Source organism: Sulfitobacter sp. 1A13679 (genome assembly GCF_043557115.1).
In the GTDB taxonomy this organism is placed as follows: Bacteria; Pseudomonadota; Alphaproteobacteria; order Rhodobacterales; family Rhodobacteraceae; genus Sulfitobacter; species Sulfitobacter faviae.
The window spans coordinates 57443-73911 of sequence record NZ_JBIFFO010000013.1 but is presented as its reverse complement, the minus strand read 5'-3'; the positions used below and the strand labels follow the sequence as shown (position 1 = coordinate 73911).

The window sequence follows — 16469 nt, the reverse complement described above, 5'->3', positions numbered from 1 at the left end:
GGTGCATGAATGAGCATCTCATCTGCCTTTAGCATTGCCCGCAGCGGGCTGAGCACGACAGAGGGTCGCGCCAACCTTGTTGCGGGCAATATCGCCAATGCGCAAACCGAAGGCTACGTCCGGCGCGAGGCCGCACAGGTCACGACCAACGGACAAAGTGGCACGGTGGAGCTGCGCATCGCGCGGCAGGTGGATGAACGCTTTGCAGGCATGTCGCGGAATGCTTCGGCTGAATTGGGCCGCGCCTCTGCCACCAGTGAGATACTCGGCAGCTATCTGATCACTCTGGGTGAGCCGGGCGATGAAGTCTCCCCCGCTGCTCGTCTGGCGGAGTTTCAGGCGGGGCTCGACCTTCTGGCCAACAACCCCTCCGACCCCGCCGCGCAGAACGACCTTTTGTCGCGCAGCGAGACCTTGGTGCACAGCATCAACGAGGCCGCCATCGGGCTTGAGGCCAGCCGCGCGCAGGCTGGTGACAGTCTTGTGGCGAGCGTGGCCGAGGTGAACGCGGCGCTCTCGGATATCGCCGCGTTGAACGAACGTCTGGCTCTTGCCGGGACCGATCCCACCGGCACCAGCGGGCTGATGGATGAGATGAACCGCCGCCTTGATGCTTTGGGCAGTCAGATGGATTTCCAAAGCCGTTGGGAAGCGGATGGAACGCTGACGCTGCACACCACCGGCGGCACGGAATTGGTCCATGGCGAAACCGCCGTGCCGCTCAGCGCTAATCCCGAGACGGGGCGGCTGATGGCCGGGGACATCGACATCACGCCAAACAGTGCCACCGCGCGCGGGTCCGACAGTGGCCGCCTTGCGGGGCTGAGCGGGCTGATCGCCAATGACCTGCCGCAGATGAAGCTGCAACTGGATGAACTCGCCCGCGGGCTGGTGCAGAGTTTCGAGGCCGCAGATGCCTCCGTCGGGGCCGGGCAGCCGGGGCTTTTCACTGATGCAGGCGGGGCTTTCGATCCGGCGCAGTTGGACGGGCTGGCCGGGCGGCTTGCACTCAATGACAGCGTCCAGCCCGACAAGGGCGGTGCGCTTTGGCGGCTGCGCGACGGTGCCGGTGCCACATTCCCCGGAGAGCCGGGCGACACCACGCAGTTGAATGCCTTCGTCGATGTGCTTGAGACGGGCATGGCCTTTGACGCGGCCACCGGTCTCAGCACCAACGCGCGTCTGGGGGATTACGCCGCCGATCTGGTCAGTCAGCAAAATGTGCTGCGGGTCGGGGCAGATGGGCAGGCCGAGACGGCGCGCGTGCGGCTCATCACCTTCGAGGACAACCGCAGCAGCATCGAGGGCGTGAACGTCGATACCGAATTGCAAAAGCTTCTGGAAATCGAACAGGCCTATGGCGCGAATTCGCAGGTGCTTACCAGCCTGAGCGATATGCTCGATACCCTTCTGGCCAGCGTGTGAGGATAGGATGACCGAGATTTCCCGCACCGTCTCCACCGCCTTGCAAAGCCTGCGCCAGCGCGAACAGACCAGCCGCCTCGCCGCCGAGATCTCGGACGTGTCGAAAGAGGTGACGACCGGGCTGAAGGCCAACCCCTATGACGATCTGGGCCACCGCTCTGCCGATGCCATCGCCATTCGCATGCAGATCACCCGCAACGATGGTTTCCTGACCTCCAATGCGCTTTTGGACCGCCGTTTCCTCGCCGTGGAAACATCGCTCGGGGCCATGCGTGACGTGGGCCAAGAGGTGCTTGAGCAAGCCTTCACCACCGACAACGCGGGCGGGCTTTCGGCGACCTATCTGTCGCAGGCCGCGCGCACGGCGCTTGACCAAGTGTTGGAACGTGCGGCGGTCAGCGACAGTTCCGGTTTCCTGATGTCGGGCACCCGCAGTGACACCAACCCGCTGCAAGCGTGGGATGAGATCAACCCGCGCACCGGCGAATCCCCGGCGATTGCGGTCGATCACATGATCGGCGGCCCTCTGACCGATGTGGCGGATGTGCAGCGCGCCATCGATGATCTCAAGGCGGGCTTTGGCGACAGTTCGGTGTTCTTCAACCACAATTTCGAGAACACCTTTTACAACGGCGCGCCGTCGGGCAATCCGCCGCTGACCTCGCGCACCTCAGAGACGCAAACCCTCACCCAAACCGCCCAAGCCAATGATCCGGCAATCCGCGATCTGGTCCGCGGTCTGGCGATGCTGAGCGCGGTAAACCCCAGCGACATCCCCGATGAGGCCGCCCGCGATGCTTGGCTGAGCGAGGCGCGCAGCGCCATCGGGGCGGGGCTTGAAGGGCTGACCGATCTGGAAACCCAGACCGGTCTGAAACGCGCACAGCTCGCCGATACGATCGCGGCGCAAGAAAGCCGGGCGCTGTTTCTGGATGCAGAGGTGATGAACCTTGAAGGGGTCGACCAATATGACGCGGCCACCCGTCTGACCCAATTGCAGAACCAACTCGACTCCAGCTTTGCCATCACCGCGCGGCTCTCGCGCCTGTCCTTCCTGAACTACCTCTAACCGGAACCGCCCCATGAACGCCTTGTTTAAACTCTTGCTGATCGGCCTCACCTTCGCGCTTGCCGCGCCGGCGGCAGCACAGGTGCGGATCAAGGATATCGTCACCGTCGAAGGCGTGCGGTCAAACCAATTGGTCGGCTACGGGCTGGTCGTGGGGCTGAACGGCACGGGCGACAGCCTGCGCAACGCGCCTTTCACCGAACGCGCCATCGAAGGCATGTTAGAGCGGCTCGGCATCGGCAACCTGACCGAAGACCAGATGCGCACGGCCAATACCGCCGCCGTCATGGTCACCGCCTCCCTGCCGCCCTTCGCGCGGGCCGGTAGCACCATCGACGTGGTGGTCTCTTCGCTGGGTGATGCGTCTTCGCTGCGCGGCGGTACGCTGATCGTCACCCCGCTGACCGCGGCCGATGGTGAGATCTACGCCGTGGCCCAAGGCCCGATTGCCGTCGCCGGTTTCGCGGCACAGGGGCTGAACGCCTCCATCGTCGAAGGCGTGCCGACAGGCGCGCGGATCGACAATGGCGCCATCGTCGAACGTGAGGTCGATTTCGACTTTAGCGAGATGAACAGCATCAAACTGGCCCTGCGCAACGCCGATTTCGTCACTGCACAGCGGGTCGAAGCCGCGATCAACCAAGCCATGGGCCCGGTTGCCAAGGCCATCGATTCGCGCACCATCACCGTATCGGCCTACGGCAAGGGATCGCTGATGGAGACGATGGCCCTGATCGAGCCGCTGCAAGTCCAGCCCGATCAGGTCGCCAAAGTGGTGATCGACGCGCGTTCCGGCACCATCGTCATCGGGGCCAATGTTCGCATCGACCGTGTCGCGGTCAGCCAAGGCGGTCTGACCGTCACCGTCCGCGATGATTTTAACGTGAGCCAACCCGAATCGCTGTCGATTGGCGGGACCACCGTCGTGGTGCCGAATTCTTCGGTCGGCGTCGAAGAGAAAGACGCGAAATTCGCCGTCATCGACGGGTCGGTCAGCCTGCAACGTCTGGTCGACGGGCTGAACGCCATCGGCGTCGGCGCGACCGAGACGATTTCAATCCTTCAAGCCATCAAGGCGGCGGGCGCTCTGCATGCCGACCTTGAGATCATCTAGGGGCAGGTCATGGAATTCGCATCTTTCCCAATTCCCGCGCCGACCCCGGCGGCCAAACCGGCAGCACCGCAGGCCGATGCCGTCACTGCCGAAAAGGCGCAGGAGTTCGAGGCGATGTTCCTCGGGCAAATGGTCGATGAAATGCTCTCGACCGTGGACATCGGCAGCTTCGGCGGGGGGCATGCCGAAGAGACTTGGCGCAGCTTTCTGTCCAACGCGATTGGCGAAAGCATCGCCGAGCAGAACAGCACCGGAATCGCCCGCACAATTGAAACCGCCATGCAGCGCTATCAAACGGGGGCCAACCGATGAGCGATCCGCGCAAAGCACTCGCCGCCGTTGACGCATTGGGCAATCTGCTGCGCCGCGAAATCGCCGCAGTCGAGGGCGGGGGGTTCAACCAGCTGGTCGAATTTGCCAGCGAAAAAGCCCGACTCACCGCCGTGCTGGAAGAGCAACTGAGCCACGACCCCGAGGCGGTCAGCAAAGATAAATTGCGCGATCTGAAAGATCTGATTGCGCGCGATCATCACCACCTGCAATTGGCCCGCCAAGCCACGTCAGAGATGATCTCACAGGTTTCCCAAATCCGGGAAAAGCACAGCATTGCAGGCATTTACGGCCGAAGCGGTGCAAAACGTGACAACCGCGCAACACTGATGACAACCGTGGACAAAAGTTTCTGAATTGCCTCAATGTTGCCAGTTTTTCGCGTAAAAACGTAATCAAGCGGGTTCGCCCCGCAGTTGTCAGAAAGACGACATAACGAACTAGAATAGTCTGGAATAAGAATATGTCTTCGATCAATACAAACAACTCCGCAATGAATGCTCTCGCGACTCTGCGGAGTGTCAACTCGAACCTTAACCAAACGCAAGACCGCATTTCGACTGGCTTGAAGGTCAGCTCGGCAAAAGACAATGCATCCTATTTCGCGATTTCCGAAGGGATGAAAGGCGACAGCGGGATGACAAAAGCGGTCAACGAGGGGCTAACTCTCACAAAGAACTCCATCGCCACTGCCCGAGTAGGGGCCGATTCGTTCAAAGATCTCGCAGCACAATTTGCTGAGAAAGTTCTTACTGCAAAGAACAACAGCACAGGTCTGAGTGAAATCGAAACTGACCTAAAGGCTCTTGTTGCTTCGATGGAGACAACGATTACCCAGTCAACATTTGCCGGTGATGACTTGGTAAACGCGGCTGGAACTGCAAAACAATATAACGACGGTACAAATGACGTTGATGTTGTCGTTAAAATGACTGCTGCAGGTGAACTGCAGTATGAAGATCCCGCTGCAGCAGGTACCGCAGTTACACCCACTATCGAAACTACTGAAACTCGGTCCGTGACCACAGGGATTACGCGAACCGGTGGGAGCATCGGCACTACGTCTCTCGATGTGCAAACAGTCGATCTTTATGATATGATGAGCAAGTTCAAAGCCATCGCAGAGAACTTCGAAACGAATGCAAGCGCCGCATTTGCATATACTGAAGCGGGTGGGGATGCGAACGCCTTCGATGAAGGTATAGATACTGTAACCGCAGGCGGGGAGTATTTTCTGAATGGGGCATTGAAAGAAGCTGACGCGCTTGCCAGCTCCGCGATCGATGCTTCGACCAGCCTCGGTATCGCTGAAAAATCCATCGAGAACCAGCAAGAGTTCCTGACCAAGCTCTCCGACAACCTCGACTCCGGCGTTGGCGCGATGGTTGACGCCAACATGGAAGAAGAAGCCGCCCGTCTTCAGGCGCTTCAGGTTCAGCAGCAGCTGGCATCGCAGTCTCTGTCGATTGCCAACCAGGCGCCGCAGAACATCCTGAGCCTGTTCCGTTAAGGATTAGGGTTTTCGGGGCCGGAGCCTGGCGCTCTGGCCCCGATCCAACCGCCTCAGAATTTGCGGTTGGCAGGCAGCAAACGATAAAAACAAGGAAGAATTCCTATGGGGCTGGCAGCATACAAACGAACAATTCGCGAAAGCGAAACCCCGCGGCAGATCGAGCGCCGCATCCTGAGCCGCGTTACACATGACCTTGCCGAAAAGGGCCAAGGCTTCGATGCGACAGACGATAAGAGCGAACGGTTGAACATCCTCGCCTCCGGTCTGCGCGACGCGATCTACGAAAATCAACGGTTCTGGTCGGCCCTGCGCTTTGACCTGTCCGAGCCGGAAAACAAGATGCCCGACGGGTTGAAAGCCTCGCTCATTTCCATCGCGCTTTGGGTGGACCGTCATAGCACCGCGCTGATGGCCGGCGAAGGCCGCTTGGCGGGTCTCGTCGAGATCAACGGCAATATTGCCGCCGGTTTGGCCGGGCAGGCCGCGCCGCAGATGCAGGAGGTGTAAGATGCTGAAACTCACCCTCCGCCCCCGCGAACGCGTTGTTGTAAACGGCTGCGTCATCCGCAACGGCGACCGTCGCCAAGCGCTGACGGTCGAGAACCGCGCCGACATCGTGCGCGAGTCCGATCTGTTGAAGCCGGATGCGGAATCCACGCCTGTTTCCAAGGTCTATTTCTTGGTACAAACCGCGCTGATCCGTCCCGATACACGCGATCAAATACTGCCGATGATCCAGCAGGGCTTGGCCGATCTGGCCTGTTGCTTTGGCGCCGAGATGCGCAGCCGGATCATGGAAGCGGCGAATTTCGTCTCCATGGCCGATTTCTACAAGGCTATGAGCGAACTGCGCGCGGTCCTGAAATACGAGACCGAACTCATGCAGCTGCGCCCGGTGCCGCCCGCCTCTAGCCATGAGGCCGCGCACGCATGATTTCGCTGGGCGGCATGGGCACGCAGGTGGCGGTCAAACTGTTTGACGCAACGCGCGACAAACAGCTCGACCTTGCCGCCAGCAACGCCCTGAACGCCCGGCAGATCGAAGCCTTTGAAGAGCGTATCGGCAGCATCTCTTCCCCGGAGGAACTGATTGCCGATACGGAAGTCTATACTTTCGTCATGCGGGCCTTCGACCTTGAAGATCAGATCTTTGGCAAGGCGATGATCCGCAAGACGTTAGAGAGCGATATCACCGACAGTTCCGCGCTGGTGAACCGCCTCAGCGACCCCAAGATTCGCGAGATGTATCTCACTTTGGGCTTCACGCCCGGAGGGGGAAGCAGTGCGAACCTTGATAAGGTCGATTGGCAGGCCGAGATGATCGACCGTTTCAAGGAACGTTTCGTGCTGAACGAGGCCGGAGAGGACAACGAAGGCGCGCGCATCGCCTTGGAGTTCAAAGCTAAGGCGGCTGAGATCGACTCTTGGCTCGACGTGCTGAAGGACGAAGACCTCGGCAAATTCATGCGCCGCGCGCTTGGTGTGCCGGATGAGGCGATTCAGGTCGATCTCGACCGTCAGATCGCGCTCTTTGAGCAGAAGTTCGACATCGAAAAGCTGCAAGACCCGGCGGAGGTCGACAAGCTCGTCTCGCGGTTCTCGGCGATTTACGATGCGGTCGAAGGTGTCTCTTCGTCGTCGAGCACGGTGCTTTCGCTGATGCAGGGGGCTGTCTCGATCGGGCAGGGCGGCAGCTTTACGGCCGCGACCATTGACATCCCCACGATCACCGGCGGCTATAGCGCGTCGAGCGTCTACCGCTGACCCCCATTATTCGATGAATTCGTCGTCATCGGCTGCCGAGGGCAGTTCGATCACGCCTTGATCGGCAAGGCTTTTGGCATATTCCACCATGGCGGCCTGTGCCGCGCGCACGTCGCGGCCCCGGACCGGGCCGGTGGCGGCCATCTCGTCCATCAGCATTTGGCGCGAGCGTTGCGGCAGGCATTCCATCAGGTGGTCGCGCTGCTCTTTCTTGGCCCCGCGCATCGCCATCGGCAGGGTCGCCCCATCGAGCCCGCGCATGACCTGCGCCAAGTCCTGCATCGGCAGTTTGAACAGGTCGTCAAAGACGAACATGCGCTGTTTGATGGCTTGGAAAGCGTCCGGAATACGCGCGTCCAGCGCGCCGGAAAGCTCCTCAAAGGCCTGCACATCCAACTGGTTGAACAGATCCGCCATGCGCTGATGCGTCTCGACCGAATTGGTGTGCATCGCATTCGACAGGATATCTTGTTTCAACGTCTCTTCGATCTGCTGCATCATATGCAGTGGCACGGCCTCCATCGCGATCATGCGCTCGGCGATGTCTTGCATCCGCTCAGGGCCCAGCAGCGGCAGCACCTTGGCGGCCACGCCGGTATCGACGTTGTTGAGGATCGCCGCGGCGGTTTGGTCATGCTCGCCCTTAAGGTAATTGGCGATCACGGTCTCATCCAGCGCGCCAAAGCCGCGCCACATGGCGCTTTCGCGCTCGCTGTTCTTGAGGCCTTCCATGATGCTGGTCACCTGCTCTTCGGGCATGAATTTGCGCAACATGGATTCCGCCGTCGACAGCGACCCCACGACCGATCCGGTGCCGCTGACGACCTTTTGGGTGAACTCTTTGAGCACATGTTCCACCACCTCCGCCGGGATCGGGCCGAGGCGGCTCATGGCGCTGGTGATACGCTCGATCTCGGCGGTGCCGAGCTTTTGCATGAGTTCCGATCCGGTCTGCTCGCCGAGGCAGAGAAAGGTGATGGCGGCTTTGGTCGGACCGTTCAGATCCTCCACCGTGATGGGCTTTCTGCGGGATTTGGAAAGGGCATTGGTCGACATGGAGAGATCCTTTCAGTGCAGGTCAGCCACCGGCAAGCGGCACATAGCTTTCAATCAGCGATCCCGCCAGCATGTACCAACCGTCGATCAGCACGAAGAAGATCACCTTGAACGGCAAGGAGATCAGCACCGGGGGCAGCATCATCATCCCCGCGCTCATCAAGACCGAGGCGACGATGAGGTCGATGGCGACGAAGGGCAGGTAGATCAGAAAACCGATGGTAAAGGCGCGGCGCAGTTCCGAGATCATGAAGGCGGGCACCAGATGGCGGAAGGTGGCCTCTTCCGCCGAGGCGGGCAGGGGGCTTTCTTCGGCCTCTTCATCCGCGGGCGCGATGCGCAGGAACAGGGCGTAGTCTTCGGGCCGCGTGTTGACGTACATGAAGGTCTTAAAGGGCGCGGCGATCCGCTCCAGCGCCTGCTCTTCGGCGATGGCGTTTTCCAACAGCGGTTCCACCCCGGCCTCATAGGCGTCCTCAAACACCGGCTGCATGACGAAGAAGGTCATGAATAGCGCCAGCGAGGTCAGCACGATATTGGGCGGTGTCTGGTTCAGGCCAAGGGCCGAGCGCAGCATCGACAGGACGATGACAAAGCGGGTGAAGCTGGTCATCACCACCAAAAGCCCAGGCGCGATGCTGAGCACGGTGATCAGCGCGATAAACTGGACGATCCGGCCCGAAAGATTGGCGTTTTCGTCACTGCCGGGCGCGGTATCGCCGATCACATCCGACAGGGTGCTGAGAAACCCGCCGTCTTGGGCCACGGCCATGCCGCCGCTGGCGAGAAGCACCAGCAGGGCAAGGCCCATCCGGCCCGACGCATGGCTGCGCAGAGAGGGGCGGTCAGTCAGGGACATAGTCCTTGACGATCTGGGTCAGGGACACGCCCAGCCGGTCTTCACCGACCTTTACGAGATCACCGCGCGCCACCAGACGGTCAGAGACCATAAGGTCGACCGGTGCACCGATCTTGCGGTTCAACTCCACGATGGAGCCACGGGTGAGTTCCAGCAGGCGCGAGATCGGCATACGGGCTTGGCCCAGCACGATCTGCACGTCGAGGCCGACGTTCAGCATCGCGTTGATGCCCGCGCCGCCTGCATCGGGGCGGGGGGCCAGCGCGTTGCGCGAATCTTCGGTGTCGAGCTGCGGGAAGACGCCCGCATCATCGCCGCCCGCGCTGGCGGCGTTGCCAAAGGCATCGGCGCGCGGCTGCTCTGGCGTGGCGTCAGGCGCTTTGCCGTCTGTGGCGTTGTTGTCGTCTTGGGGGGATTGCAGGTCAGGCTTGTCCATTTCCGTCCTTCTCCTTTTGTGCTTTCAGCGCCCGCGCATGGGTGTCGCGCAATTCGGCGAGCAGGCGGTCGCAAATCTTTTTGAACCCGTAATCAAGGCTGCCGTGGTCCCATTCCATCCGCGCATCGCCATCGGGCAGGTCGGCATCGGCCCGCAGGTCCAAGACGCCATCGCATTTGTAATAGACCGCGCGTTGGCGCAGGTCGGGGCCGATCTGGTCCAGCGTGGCGGGCGACAGGCGCACTTTGATATGGCTCGACCCGATGGCCATTTTCAGCGATTGGGTCACGGTCTTTTTCACCCGCGCGGTCGAGAGCCGTTCGATCACCTCGGGCAGGACGATCTCGCAGGTTTGTAGGGTAAAGCCCACGATCTGCGCCATCAGCGCTTCTTGATGGGCCTGCATCGCCTGTGCCAGCCGCGCCAGTTCCTGAGCGAGCTTTTCGGCCATGGCGGCATGTTCGGCCTGCATGGTCTGATGCATCTCGGCGCGGCCCGCATCGGCCCCGGCCAGATAGCCTTCGATATGGCCCTGCTTATGGGCCTTCTTGATCTTTGCTTCGATCTCTTCGGGGGTGGGCAGCGCCGGGTCTTGCGGCTTGCTCTTGCCGTCCTCGTCGAAGTTCTGAAGCTTGAGGCTCGTGATCACAGATCATCCCCTTCCGACAGCCATTCGCCCAGAACGCGCAGCGCGTCATCGGTGTTGTCCTCGGCCAGTTCGGCCACGGCGCGCAATTGGCTGTGCTGAACCGCCCCCTCGACCGAGGCGAGATGCACCATGTCGCGGGGCATTTCATCCATCGGGCCAAGCACCGCACCGGTCTGTGCCCCCGCCGGGGTGGGCAGGCGGTTTTGCGGCGTCTCTTTCTGGGTGCCGCCGGTCAGCGCCTTGGGCGCGTTGTCTTCCTCGGGGCCGTCGAGCAGCGCCGCGTCGGCCCCGGCACCAGCCAGCGCAGGCTGGGGCAGGGTGGCATCCAGCACCATGCGCAGGGGGCGCGCGCCCAGCACCATGATGATCGCCACCAGCGCCAAGGCGAAGAGCGAGCGCAGGATGGTCATGGCGTTATCGGCCAGCACCGCGCCCAAGCCACGGCTGGCGGGGTTGCTGAACTCGGAATCGAAATCGAGGAATTGCAGACTGTCGACCTGCACCTGATCGCCTCGGGCCTGATCAAAGCCGATGGCGGTGCTGACCAATTGCGTCAGGCGCGCCATCTCCTCGGGGCTGCGTTCGATATAGCCTTCGGAGCCATCGGGCAGGGTGCCGTAGCTGCCGTTGACCAGCACCGCGACCGAGATACGCTCGATATCGCCCGGCTCGCGCACCAATTCGCTCTGAACCGAGCCGATCTCGTAGTTGATGATCTCGTCGTTTTCCGAGCGGGTGGACTGGCCTGCGGCCCCGCCTGCATCGTCGCGCAGCTCATCGGGGATGTTGTTGGCCACATCCACCGTGGCCGCCGCCGGGTCGGTCTCGTTCGAGTTGCGCACACGGGTCTCGATCGACCGGGCGACCTGCTGGGCGGGATCGAAGCTGCGCGAGACGCGGACTTCGCGTTCGGTCGTCAGATCGACGCTGACCCGCACGCGGGCATTGCCCGGCCCAACCCGGGCGTTGAGGATCGATTCAACCTTTTGCGCCAATTGCTCTTCGATCATGCTGCGCTGCCCCTGCAGCGAAAAGTCGGAGCTGCCGCCCTCATCCTTGGCCAGGATCGTCTCGCCGGAGGCCGACAGGACGGTCACGTTCTGCGCTTCCAAATCCGCCACGGCGGAGGCCACCAGCGCTTGGATCGCCTGCGCCTGACGGCGGGTCATGCTGGTATTGGCCTGCGAGCGCACGATGACCGAGCCACTGGCCTCGGCCCGGCTGCGCGAAAAGGCGGCACGTTCGGGCAGCACCAGATGCACCCGCGCGGCCTTGATGCCGCTGATCGTCTGGATCGACCGGGCCAGTTCACCTTCCAGCGCGCGCAGGCGGTTCACTTTCTGCATGAAGGAGTTCATCCCCATGCCGGACATATTGTCGAAAATCTCCCAACCCGGAACGCCTTCGCCGGGCAGCCCCGCATCGGCCAGCGCCATGCGGGCGCGGGCGATGTCTGTCTCGGCGACCGCGATGGTATCGCCGTTGCGCGACAGATCGACCGTCAGCCCCGCCTGTTCCAGCGTCTGCATCATTTGCGAGGCCGTGCCGGGGCTTAACTGGCTGTAGACCGGGACATAGGTGGGGGCGAGGATGGTTCGCGCGCCGATGAAGATGGCCGCGGTGATCGCCAGACCGATGCCACCGAGAAGAGCCAGCCGCTTTGGACCCAAATCCTTAAGGTTTTCAACGATCTGATTCACGGCCCCTCACTCGGTTGTATGGCCCGAGCATTCTCCACTCGGCCCTCACTATGCAAGCATATATCGATTTATACTTGGCCGATCCAAAAAATAAACAGGTTTCTGTTGCAATAAAGCTTGTTTAAAGATGTATTTGTTCTTGCATGTGGCGCTTCGCGCGGGATCCGATTAAGAGTGAAAGAATGAAAAAGCCTCTTGCTATCCTTGCTATCGTCTTGCTCTGCCTCCTCGCTGGCGTGGGTGGGGTGACGCTGGCCATCGGTCCTTCGGGCCTGATGAAAATGGCAGGGTTTGGGGGTGATGAGAGGGCGGAGGATACGGTCGAGACCGCCGAGGACTCTCATGGCAAAGACGCAGTTGGCGACGGCCACGGCGCAAAGTCCAAGACCGAAGTGAAAATGCCGGTCATGCCTTTTCCTGAGATCATCGTGAACGTCACCGACACCGGCCCGCAGGGCGGGCAGACCAGCCGCTTTCTCAAGCTTAACATGCTGATGGTCTATGACGAAACTGCCGAGGGCGCGGACCGTTTGATCGCGCGCGAGATTTACCTGCGCGACAGTTTCCAAGATTTCCTGCGCCAGCTGCATGTCAGCGATCTGTCGGGCAGCTATGGGCTGGCGATGCTAAAGACCGAACTGCTGCGCCGGGCGCGGGCGGTGGGGCACACCGACGCGCCGCATGAAATCCTGATTGCCGATATGGTGGTGCAATGACGATAGCGGCCTCCCCCGATGCGCTGAGCCTCGAAGAGACGATGATCCGTCAGGCGCGGGAAAGCTTCCAGCGCCTGCCCACGCTTGAGATCATCATCGACCGTCTGCTGCTGGCGCTGGTGCCCGACCTCAAATCCTATTGCACCGTCGCCCCCGAGATCGAGCTGAGTTCGCTTGAATACATGCCCTATGAGGACGCGATGGAGAGCATCCAGTCGCCCTCGCTCATCGCCATTGCCAATGCGGAAAGCTGGGGCAGCCAGATCGCCTGTGTGGTCGAGCCTGACCTGCTGTTCTCGGTGCTTGAAATCATGCTGGGAGGCCGGCGCGCCACCAGCCAGCAGTGGAAACCCCGCGGCTTGACCGCGATTGAGCAGAAGCTGGGCCGCAGGCTGGCGGAACTATCGCTCAAAGGTTTGGCGCATTGCCTGCAGGATGTCAGCCCGGTGCAATTCGACATTCAATCGCTCGAATCCAACCCCCGGTCGGTCATGCTGGCCGCGCCGCGCACGGCGACGGTGCTGGTCCGCTTGCATATGCAATTCGAAGACCGCAGCGGCCATATGGCGCTGGTCTTGCCCTATGGCACGCTGGATGAGGTCAGCGCCCAGCTTGCGCAGCCCTTCCTTGGCGGGCGCTCGCCCACCGACAGCAACGCGCGCAAGGATATGAACAGCCAGATCTCCAGCACCACGGTCACCATTACCGGCGTGCTGCAGCAGGTGACGATCCCGCTGCATGAGGTGCTGGAATGGAAGCCCGGTCAGGTGATCGATCTGGGCATGACCGTCGATACCCCCGTGGTTGGCATGGTGAACGCCCAGCCGATGTTCCAAGCGGCCTTCGGCCAGCGCAGCAATGGCGCCTTGGCGCTGCGGGTGATCCAATCCCTGCTCCCTAAGGAAAATCAGGAGGACAGCGACGATGATGCCGGCCTTGATTGATATCATCATTATCGTGCTGTTGGTCGGCACGCTGGTCTATGCCTTTATCCTTGATCGCCGCGTCCGCGCCCTGATGGCGACCCTGAAAGAGATGGAGCCGATGGTCGGGGCCTTTTCCAATGCGGTCGATCAATCGGCCAAATCGGTCGAAGACCTGCGCGACCTCAGCACAAAGGTGCAACGCCCCGAGCCGCCGGTGCAGCGCGAGGCGACGCCGCCCCGCCAAGCCGCGCCCGAACCCGCCCCGGCGGGGCAAAGCCCGGCCCAGATGCGCGCCGCACGTCTCAAGGGCCGCGCGCAGGTCCGGGGCCAAGCGGCGGTGCAGGGCAAATCCGAACTGGTCCGCACCTTTTTCGACATCACGAAGGAGCGTAAGGAATGAGCCGTATCTCCCTGCCCAAGATTGCGCTTTTTGGCCTTGGCGTGGCTGGCGTGCTCAAACTCACGGTTGAGTTCATGCCGATGATGGCTATCGCCGAAACCCCCGATGACACGCCCCCGGTCCCTGTCGAGCTTGCCGCCGCCCCCGCGCCACCCAGCTATGACGCCAGCGCCCCGGGCGAGAGCGGCATGTGCGAGCCAAGCCATCTGATCGCCGAAGCCATCGCCGAAGAGCGTGCGCTGCTGAAAGAGCAGCGCGACACGATTGCCGACCGTGAAGCCAAGCTTGCGCTGGCCGAACAGAGCCTCAAGGCCGAACAGACCCGCCTCGCCAGCCTGCGCGACGAGATCGGCGCGCAGCTCAAGGTGATCGAAGAGGCGAACAATCAGGACATGACCAAACTGGTCGAACTCTACCGCAACATGAAGCCGCAGGTGGCGGCGGGCATCATGGATGAGATCGACGTGGAGACCGCCGTGCAGGTCATCGGTGCCATGCCCGAACGGGACGCGGCGCAGATCATGGGCTCGTTCAGCCTTGTCCGGGCGCGGTTGATCACGAAAATCCTGCTGGAGCGCTCCAAACTCCCCGCCGACCGCAACCTCGAAGGGCTGCGCCTGCGCTGAGCGCGCATCACTCCTCGCGGATTGACGACCCGGCAGGGGGCTTGCGGCGCACATTGCGGCGCAGGTCCATGACAAAGCCGATGATCTCGGCCACCGCCTGCCAATGCTCCATCGGGATGCGGTCGTCCACCTCCACCGCCGCGTGAAGCGCGCGGGCCAGCGGGCGGTTCTCGATCATCGGAATGTCGTGTTCCTTGGCCAACTCGCGGATACGGTGGGCCATGACATCGGCCCCTTTGGCCACGCAGACCGGCACGTCATCGACGCCCTGTTCATATTTCAGCGCCACGGCGTAATGGGTCGGGTTGGTCAGGATCACGCTGGCATTGGGGATGGCCTGCGCGATGCGCTGACGGGCGCGGGCGCGGCGCAATTCGGCACGGCGGCCCTTGATCTGCGGATCACCCTCACTGTCTTTATGCTCGTCGCGGATTTCCTTGAGGCTCATCATCTGCTTCTTTTTCCACTGGGCGCGCTTCCAGATGATGTCGGCGATGGCGATGGGCACCAGCAGCACGGTGGTGACCAGAAAAATCCAGCGCACCTTTTGCAGGGTCGCTTGCAGCAGCGTCTCGGGGATGAAAGCCTGCGTCTGGCCCAGTGACTGCGCGATGTCGCGCACGGCCCAGACGGTGATGAAACCGATCACCAGCACCTTGGCCGTATTCTTGGCAAACTCCACGAAAGCTTCGGCCGAGAACAGCCGCTTGAACCCCGACAGCGGGTTCAGCTTGGAAAATTTCGGTTTGATCCGCTCCGCCGAGACGACGGTCTCGCCTTGGATTAACACGCCGAAGAGGGCTGCCAGCACCATGATCCCCACCACCGGCATCATCGCCAGCCCCAGCGTAAAGCCAAGCGATTTCAACACTTGGCCCGCTTCGGCCACGCCGGTGCCGCCGGTGCCAATGGCGGTGACACCCGCCCCCAAAAGGGGGCTTTGCAGCGCCGCCACGATACCGTCGATCGAGGCGGGCAGCACGAAGATCAGGATCATCAGCAGGGCAAAGACCAGCATCGCGGTGCCGGTCTCACGCGATTGCGGCACGTCGCCTTTCTTGCGCGCGTCGCGGAGCTTTTTCTCCGTCGGCTCTTCGGTCTTACTGCTCTTGTCCTCTTCCGACATGGGCTAGAATCCGTAGGTGGTGAGCCAATTCGCGAAAGGCTCAAGAAACCCGCGCATCATGGTCGGAACCGCCAGCACCATCAAGGCCAGCCCGGCGGCGATCAGCAGGGGCTGGGCGATAAAGAAGACCTGAAGGCTCGCCATCATGCGGTTGGCCAGACCCATGCCGACGTTCAGCACCAGACCGGCGACATAGAAGGGGGCTGCGATGGACAGGCCAAGGTAGAGGCTCACCTGCGTTGCCCGCGCGAATTGGTCGGTCAGATCGGCCAGCATGAAGGTGCCGGGCACGAAGACCTGATAGGACATCAGCAGCGATTCAATGATGAGGTGGTGCAGGTCGGTGATGAAGATCAGCGCCGTGGCCCCGATCAACAGCATCGCCGCCATAGAGGTCGCCCCCTCGAAGGCACCGATGTTCGGGGCCAAAGCGTTGGCCAGCCCCGACATCAGTGCCATCTGATAGCCCGCGAATTGCAGCGCCGAAAGCAGCGTGCGCGCCACCAGCCCAATCCAAAGCCCCACGGTGATCTCAGAGCCAAAGATCAGCAGCAGCGCGGCGGGGCGATCCTCGGCCACCGGGCCGAGGCCGGTCACGGGATAGAGCGCGGCGCTCAGGATCAGACCAAAGAACAACCGATGCCGCATCGGCACCGAGGTCTCCCCGAACCCCGGCATGAACACAAGCGCGCTGCCGATCCGGGCGAAAACGACGAAATACCCCATTAGGGCGTCGGTCAGGAGGGCCGAGAGGTCCATC

At 61.8% G+C, this 16469-nt stretch carries 20 protein-coding genes; 13 read left to right on the top strand and 7 right to left on the bottom strand.

The window, feature by feature from the left end; genetic code table 11:
• Nucleotides 1–9: 9 nt before the first annotated feature.
• From flgK to ACGYLA_RS11765, 9 genes are all read left to right on the top strand, one after another.
• On the top strand, nt 10–1425 hold the full coding sequence (gene flgK / locus ACGYLA_RS11805) for a flagellar hook-associated protein FlgK (protein WP_394432619.1): 1416 nt from the start codon (nt 10–12) through the stop codon (nt 1423–1425).
• Between the two features lie 7 nt (nt 1426–1432).
• Nucleotides 1433–2494, top strand: a complete 1062-nt coding sequence (locus tag ACGYLA_RS11800) for a flagellin (protein ID WP_394432617.1) — start codon at nt 1433–1435, stop codon at nt 2492–2494.
• A 13-nt stretch (nt 2495–2507) separates the two neighbouring features.
• Nucleotides 2508–3608 (top strand): flagellar basal body P-ring protein FlgI, encoded by a 1101-nt coding sequence (locus ACGYLA_RS11795; protein WP_168612836.1) that lies wholly within the window; start codon nt 2508–2510, stop codon nt 3606–3608.
• 9 nt (nt 3609–3617) lie between these two features.
• A complete protein-coding gene (locus tag ACGYLA_RS11790; RefSeq protein WP_067262376.1) occupies nt 3618–3920 on the top strand; it encodes a rod-binding protein in 303 nt (100 codons plus the stop codon).
• On the top strand, nt 3917–4294 hold the full coding sequence (locus ACGYLA_RS11785) for a hypothetical protein (protein ID WP_394432615.1): 378 nt from the start codon (nt 3917–3919) through the stop codon (nt 4292–4294). Before ACGYLA_RS11790 ends, ACGYLA_RS11785 begins: the two co-directional genes overlap by 4 nt.
• 107 nt (nt 4295–4401) lie before the next feature.
• Nucleotides 4402–5448: a flagellin gene (locus tag ACGYLA_RS11780; protein ID WP_394432613.1), complete on the top strand. Its 1047-nt coding sequence runs from the start codon at nt 4402–4404 to the stop codon at nt 5446–5448.
• A 105-nt stretch (nt 5449–5553) separates the two neighbouring features.
• Entirely contained in the window at nt 5554–5958 is a 405-nt protein-coding gene (gene flaF, locus ACGYLA_RS11775; RefSeq protein WP_067262368.1) for a flagellar biosynthesis regulator FlaF, read from the top strand.
• A gap of 1 nt (nt 5959) precedes the next feature.
• Nucleotides 5960–6385, top strand: coding sequence for a flagellar biosynthesis repressor FlbT (locus tag ACGYLA_RS11770; RefSeq protein ID WP_243261237.1), 426 nt, complete (start codon nt 5960–5962; stop codon nt 6383–6385).
• On the top strand, nt 6382–7215 hold the full coding sequence (locus ACGYLA_RS11765) for a DUF1217 domain-containing protein (protein ID WP_168612842.1): 834 nt from the start codon (nt 6382–6384) through the stop codon (nt 7213–7215). The genes ACGYLA_RS11770 and ACGYLA_RS11765 overlap by 4 nt, the downstream gene beginning before the upstream one ends.
• A 6-nt stretch (nt 7216–7221) precedes the next feature.
• Here the strand turns inward: ACGYLA_RS11765 and ACGYLA_RS11760 are convergent, their stop codons facing one another.
• The 5 genes from ACGYLA_RS11760 to fliF are packed head-to-tail and all read right to left on the bottom strand — an operon-like array spanning nt 7222 to nt 11915.
• Complete coding sequence (locus ACGYLA_RS11760) at nt 7222–8271, bottom strand: flagellar motor switch protein FliG (protein ID WP_168612843.1); 1050 nt, start codon at nt 8269–8271, stop codon at nt 7222–7224.
• 22 nt (nt 8272–8293) lie between these two features.
• Nucleotides 8294–9130, bottom strand: coding sequence for a flagellar type III secretion system pore protein FliP (gene fliP / locus ACGYLA_RS11755; protein ID WP_394432610.1), 837 nt, complete (start codon nt 9128–9130; stop codon nt 8294–8296).
• The gene (locus ACGYLA_RS11750; RefSeq protein ID WP_082851984.1) at nt 9117–9566 is read right to left on the bottom strand and encodes a FliM/FliN family flagellar motor switch protein; all 450 of its coding nucleotides are present in this window, start codon (nt 9564–9566) and stop codon (nt 9117–9119) included. The genes fliP and ACGYLA_RS11750 overlap by 14 nt, the downstream gene beginning before the upstream one ends.
• Nucleotides 9553–10215, bottom strand: a complete 663-nt coding sequence (locus ACGYLA_RS11745) for a FliH/SctL family protein (protein WP_394432607.1) — start codon at nt 10213–10215, stop codon at nt 9553–9555. Before ACGYLA_RS11745 ends, ACGYLA_RS11750 begins: the two co-directional genes overlap by 14 nt.
• Nucleotides 10212–11915, bottom strand: a complete 1704-nt coding sequence (fliF, locus tag ACGYLA_RS11740) for a flagellar basal-body MS-ring/collar protein FliF (RefSeq protein WP_394432605.1) — start codon at nt 11913–11915, stop codon at nt 10212–10214. Before fliF ends, ACGYLA_RS11745 begins: the two co-directional genes overlap by 4 nt.
• A 182-nt stretch (nt 11916–12097) precedes the next feature.
• Between fliF and fliL the strand changes: the two genes are divergently transcribed.
• The 4 genes from fliL to ACGYLA_RS11720 are packed head-to-tail and all read left to right on the top strand — an operon-like array spanning nt 12098 to nt 14583.
• Nucleotides 12098–12631 (top strand): flagellar basal body-associated protein FliL, encoded by a 534-nt coding sequence (fliL, locus tag ACGYLA_RS11735; RefSeq protein ID WP_394432603.1) that lies wholly within the window; start codon nt 12098–12100, stop codon nt 12629–12631.
• Nucleotides 12628–13575 carry a flagellar motor switch protein FliM gene (locus ACGYLA_RS11730; RefSeq protein ID WP_067261046.1) on the top strand — a complete coding sequence of 316 codons (948 nt, stop codon included), beginning with the start codon at nt 12628–12630 and terminating at the stop codon, nt 13573–13575. The genes fliL and ACGYLA_RS11730 overlap by 4 nt, the downstream gene beginning before the upstream one ends.
• Nucleotides 13556–13957 (top strand): flagellar motor switch protein, encoded by a 402-nt coding sequence (locus ACGYLA_RS11725; RefSeq protein ID WP_394432601.1) that lies wholly within the window; start codon nt 13556–13558, stop codon nt 13955–13957. The genes ACGYLA_RS11730 and ACGYLA_RS11725 overlap by 20 nt, the downstream gene beginning before the upstream one ends.
• Complete coding sequence (locus ACGYLA_RS11720) at nt 13954–14583, top strand: MotE family protein (RefSeq protein WP_067261044.1); 630 nt, start codon at nt 13954–13956, stop codon at nt 14581–14583. Before ACGYLA_RS11725 ends, ACGYLA_RS11720 begins: the two co-directional genes overlap by 4 nt.
• A gap of 7 nt (nt 14584–14590) precedes the next feature.
• Here the strand turns inward: ACGYLA_RS11720 and flhB are convergent, their stop codons facing one another.
• Together flhB and ACGYLA_RS11710 are read right to left on the bottom strand one after the other, a co-directional pair.
• Entirely contained in the window at nt 14591–15709 is a 1119-nt protein-coding gene (gene flhB / locus ACGYLA_RS11715) for a flagellar biosynthesis protein FlhB (protein ID WP_394410929.1), read from the bottom strand.
• A 3-nt stretch (nt 15710–15712) separates the two neighbouring features.
• The gene (locus ACGYLA_RS11710) at nt 15713–16468 is read right to left on the bottom strand and encodes a flagellar biosynthetic protein FliR (RefSeq protein WP_168613101.1); all 756 of its coding nucleotides are present in this window, start codon (nt 16466–16468) and stop codon (nt 15713–15715) included.
• Nucleotide 16469 lies beyond the last annotated feature (1 nt).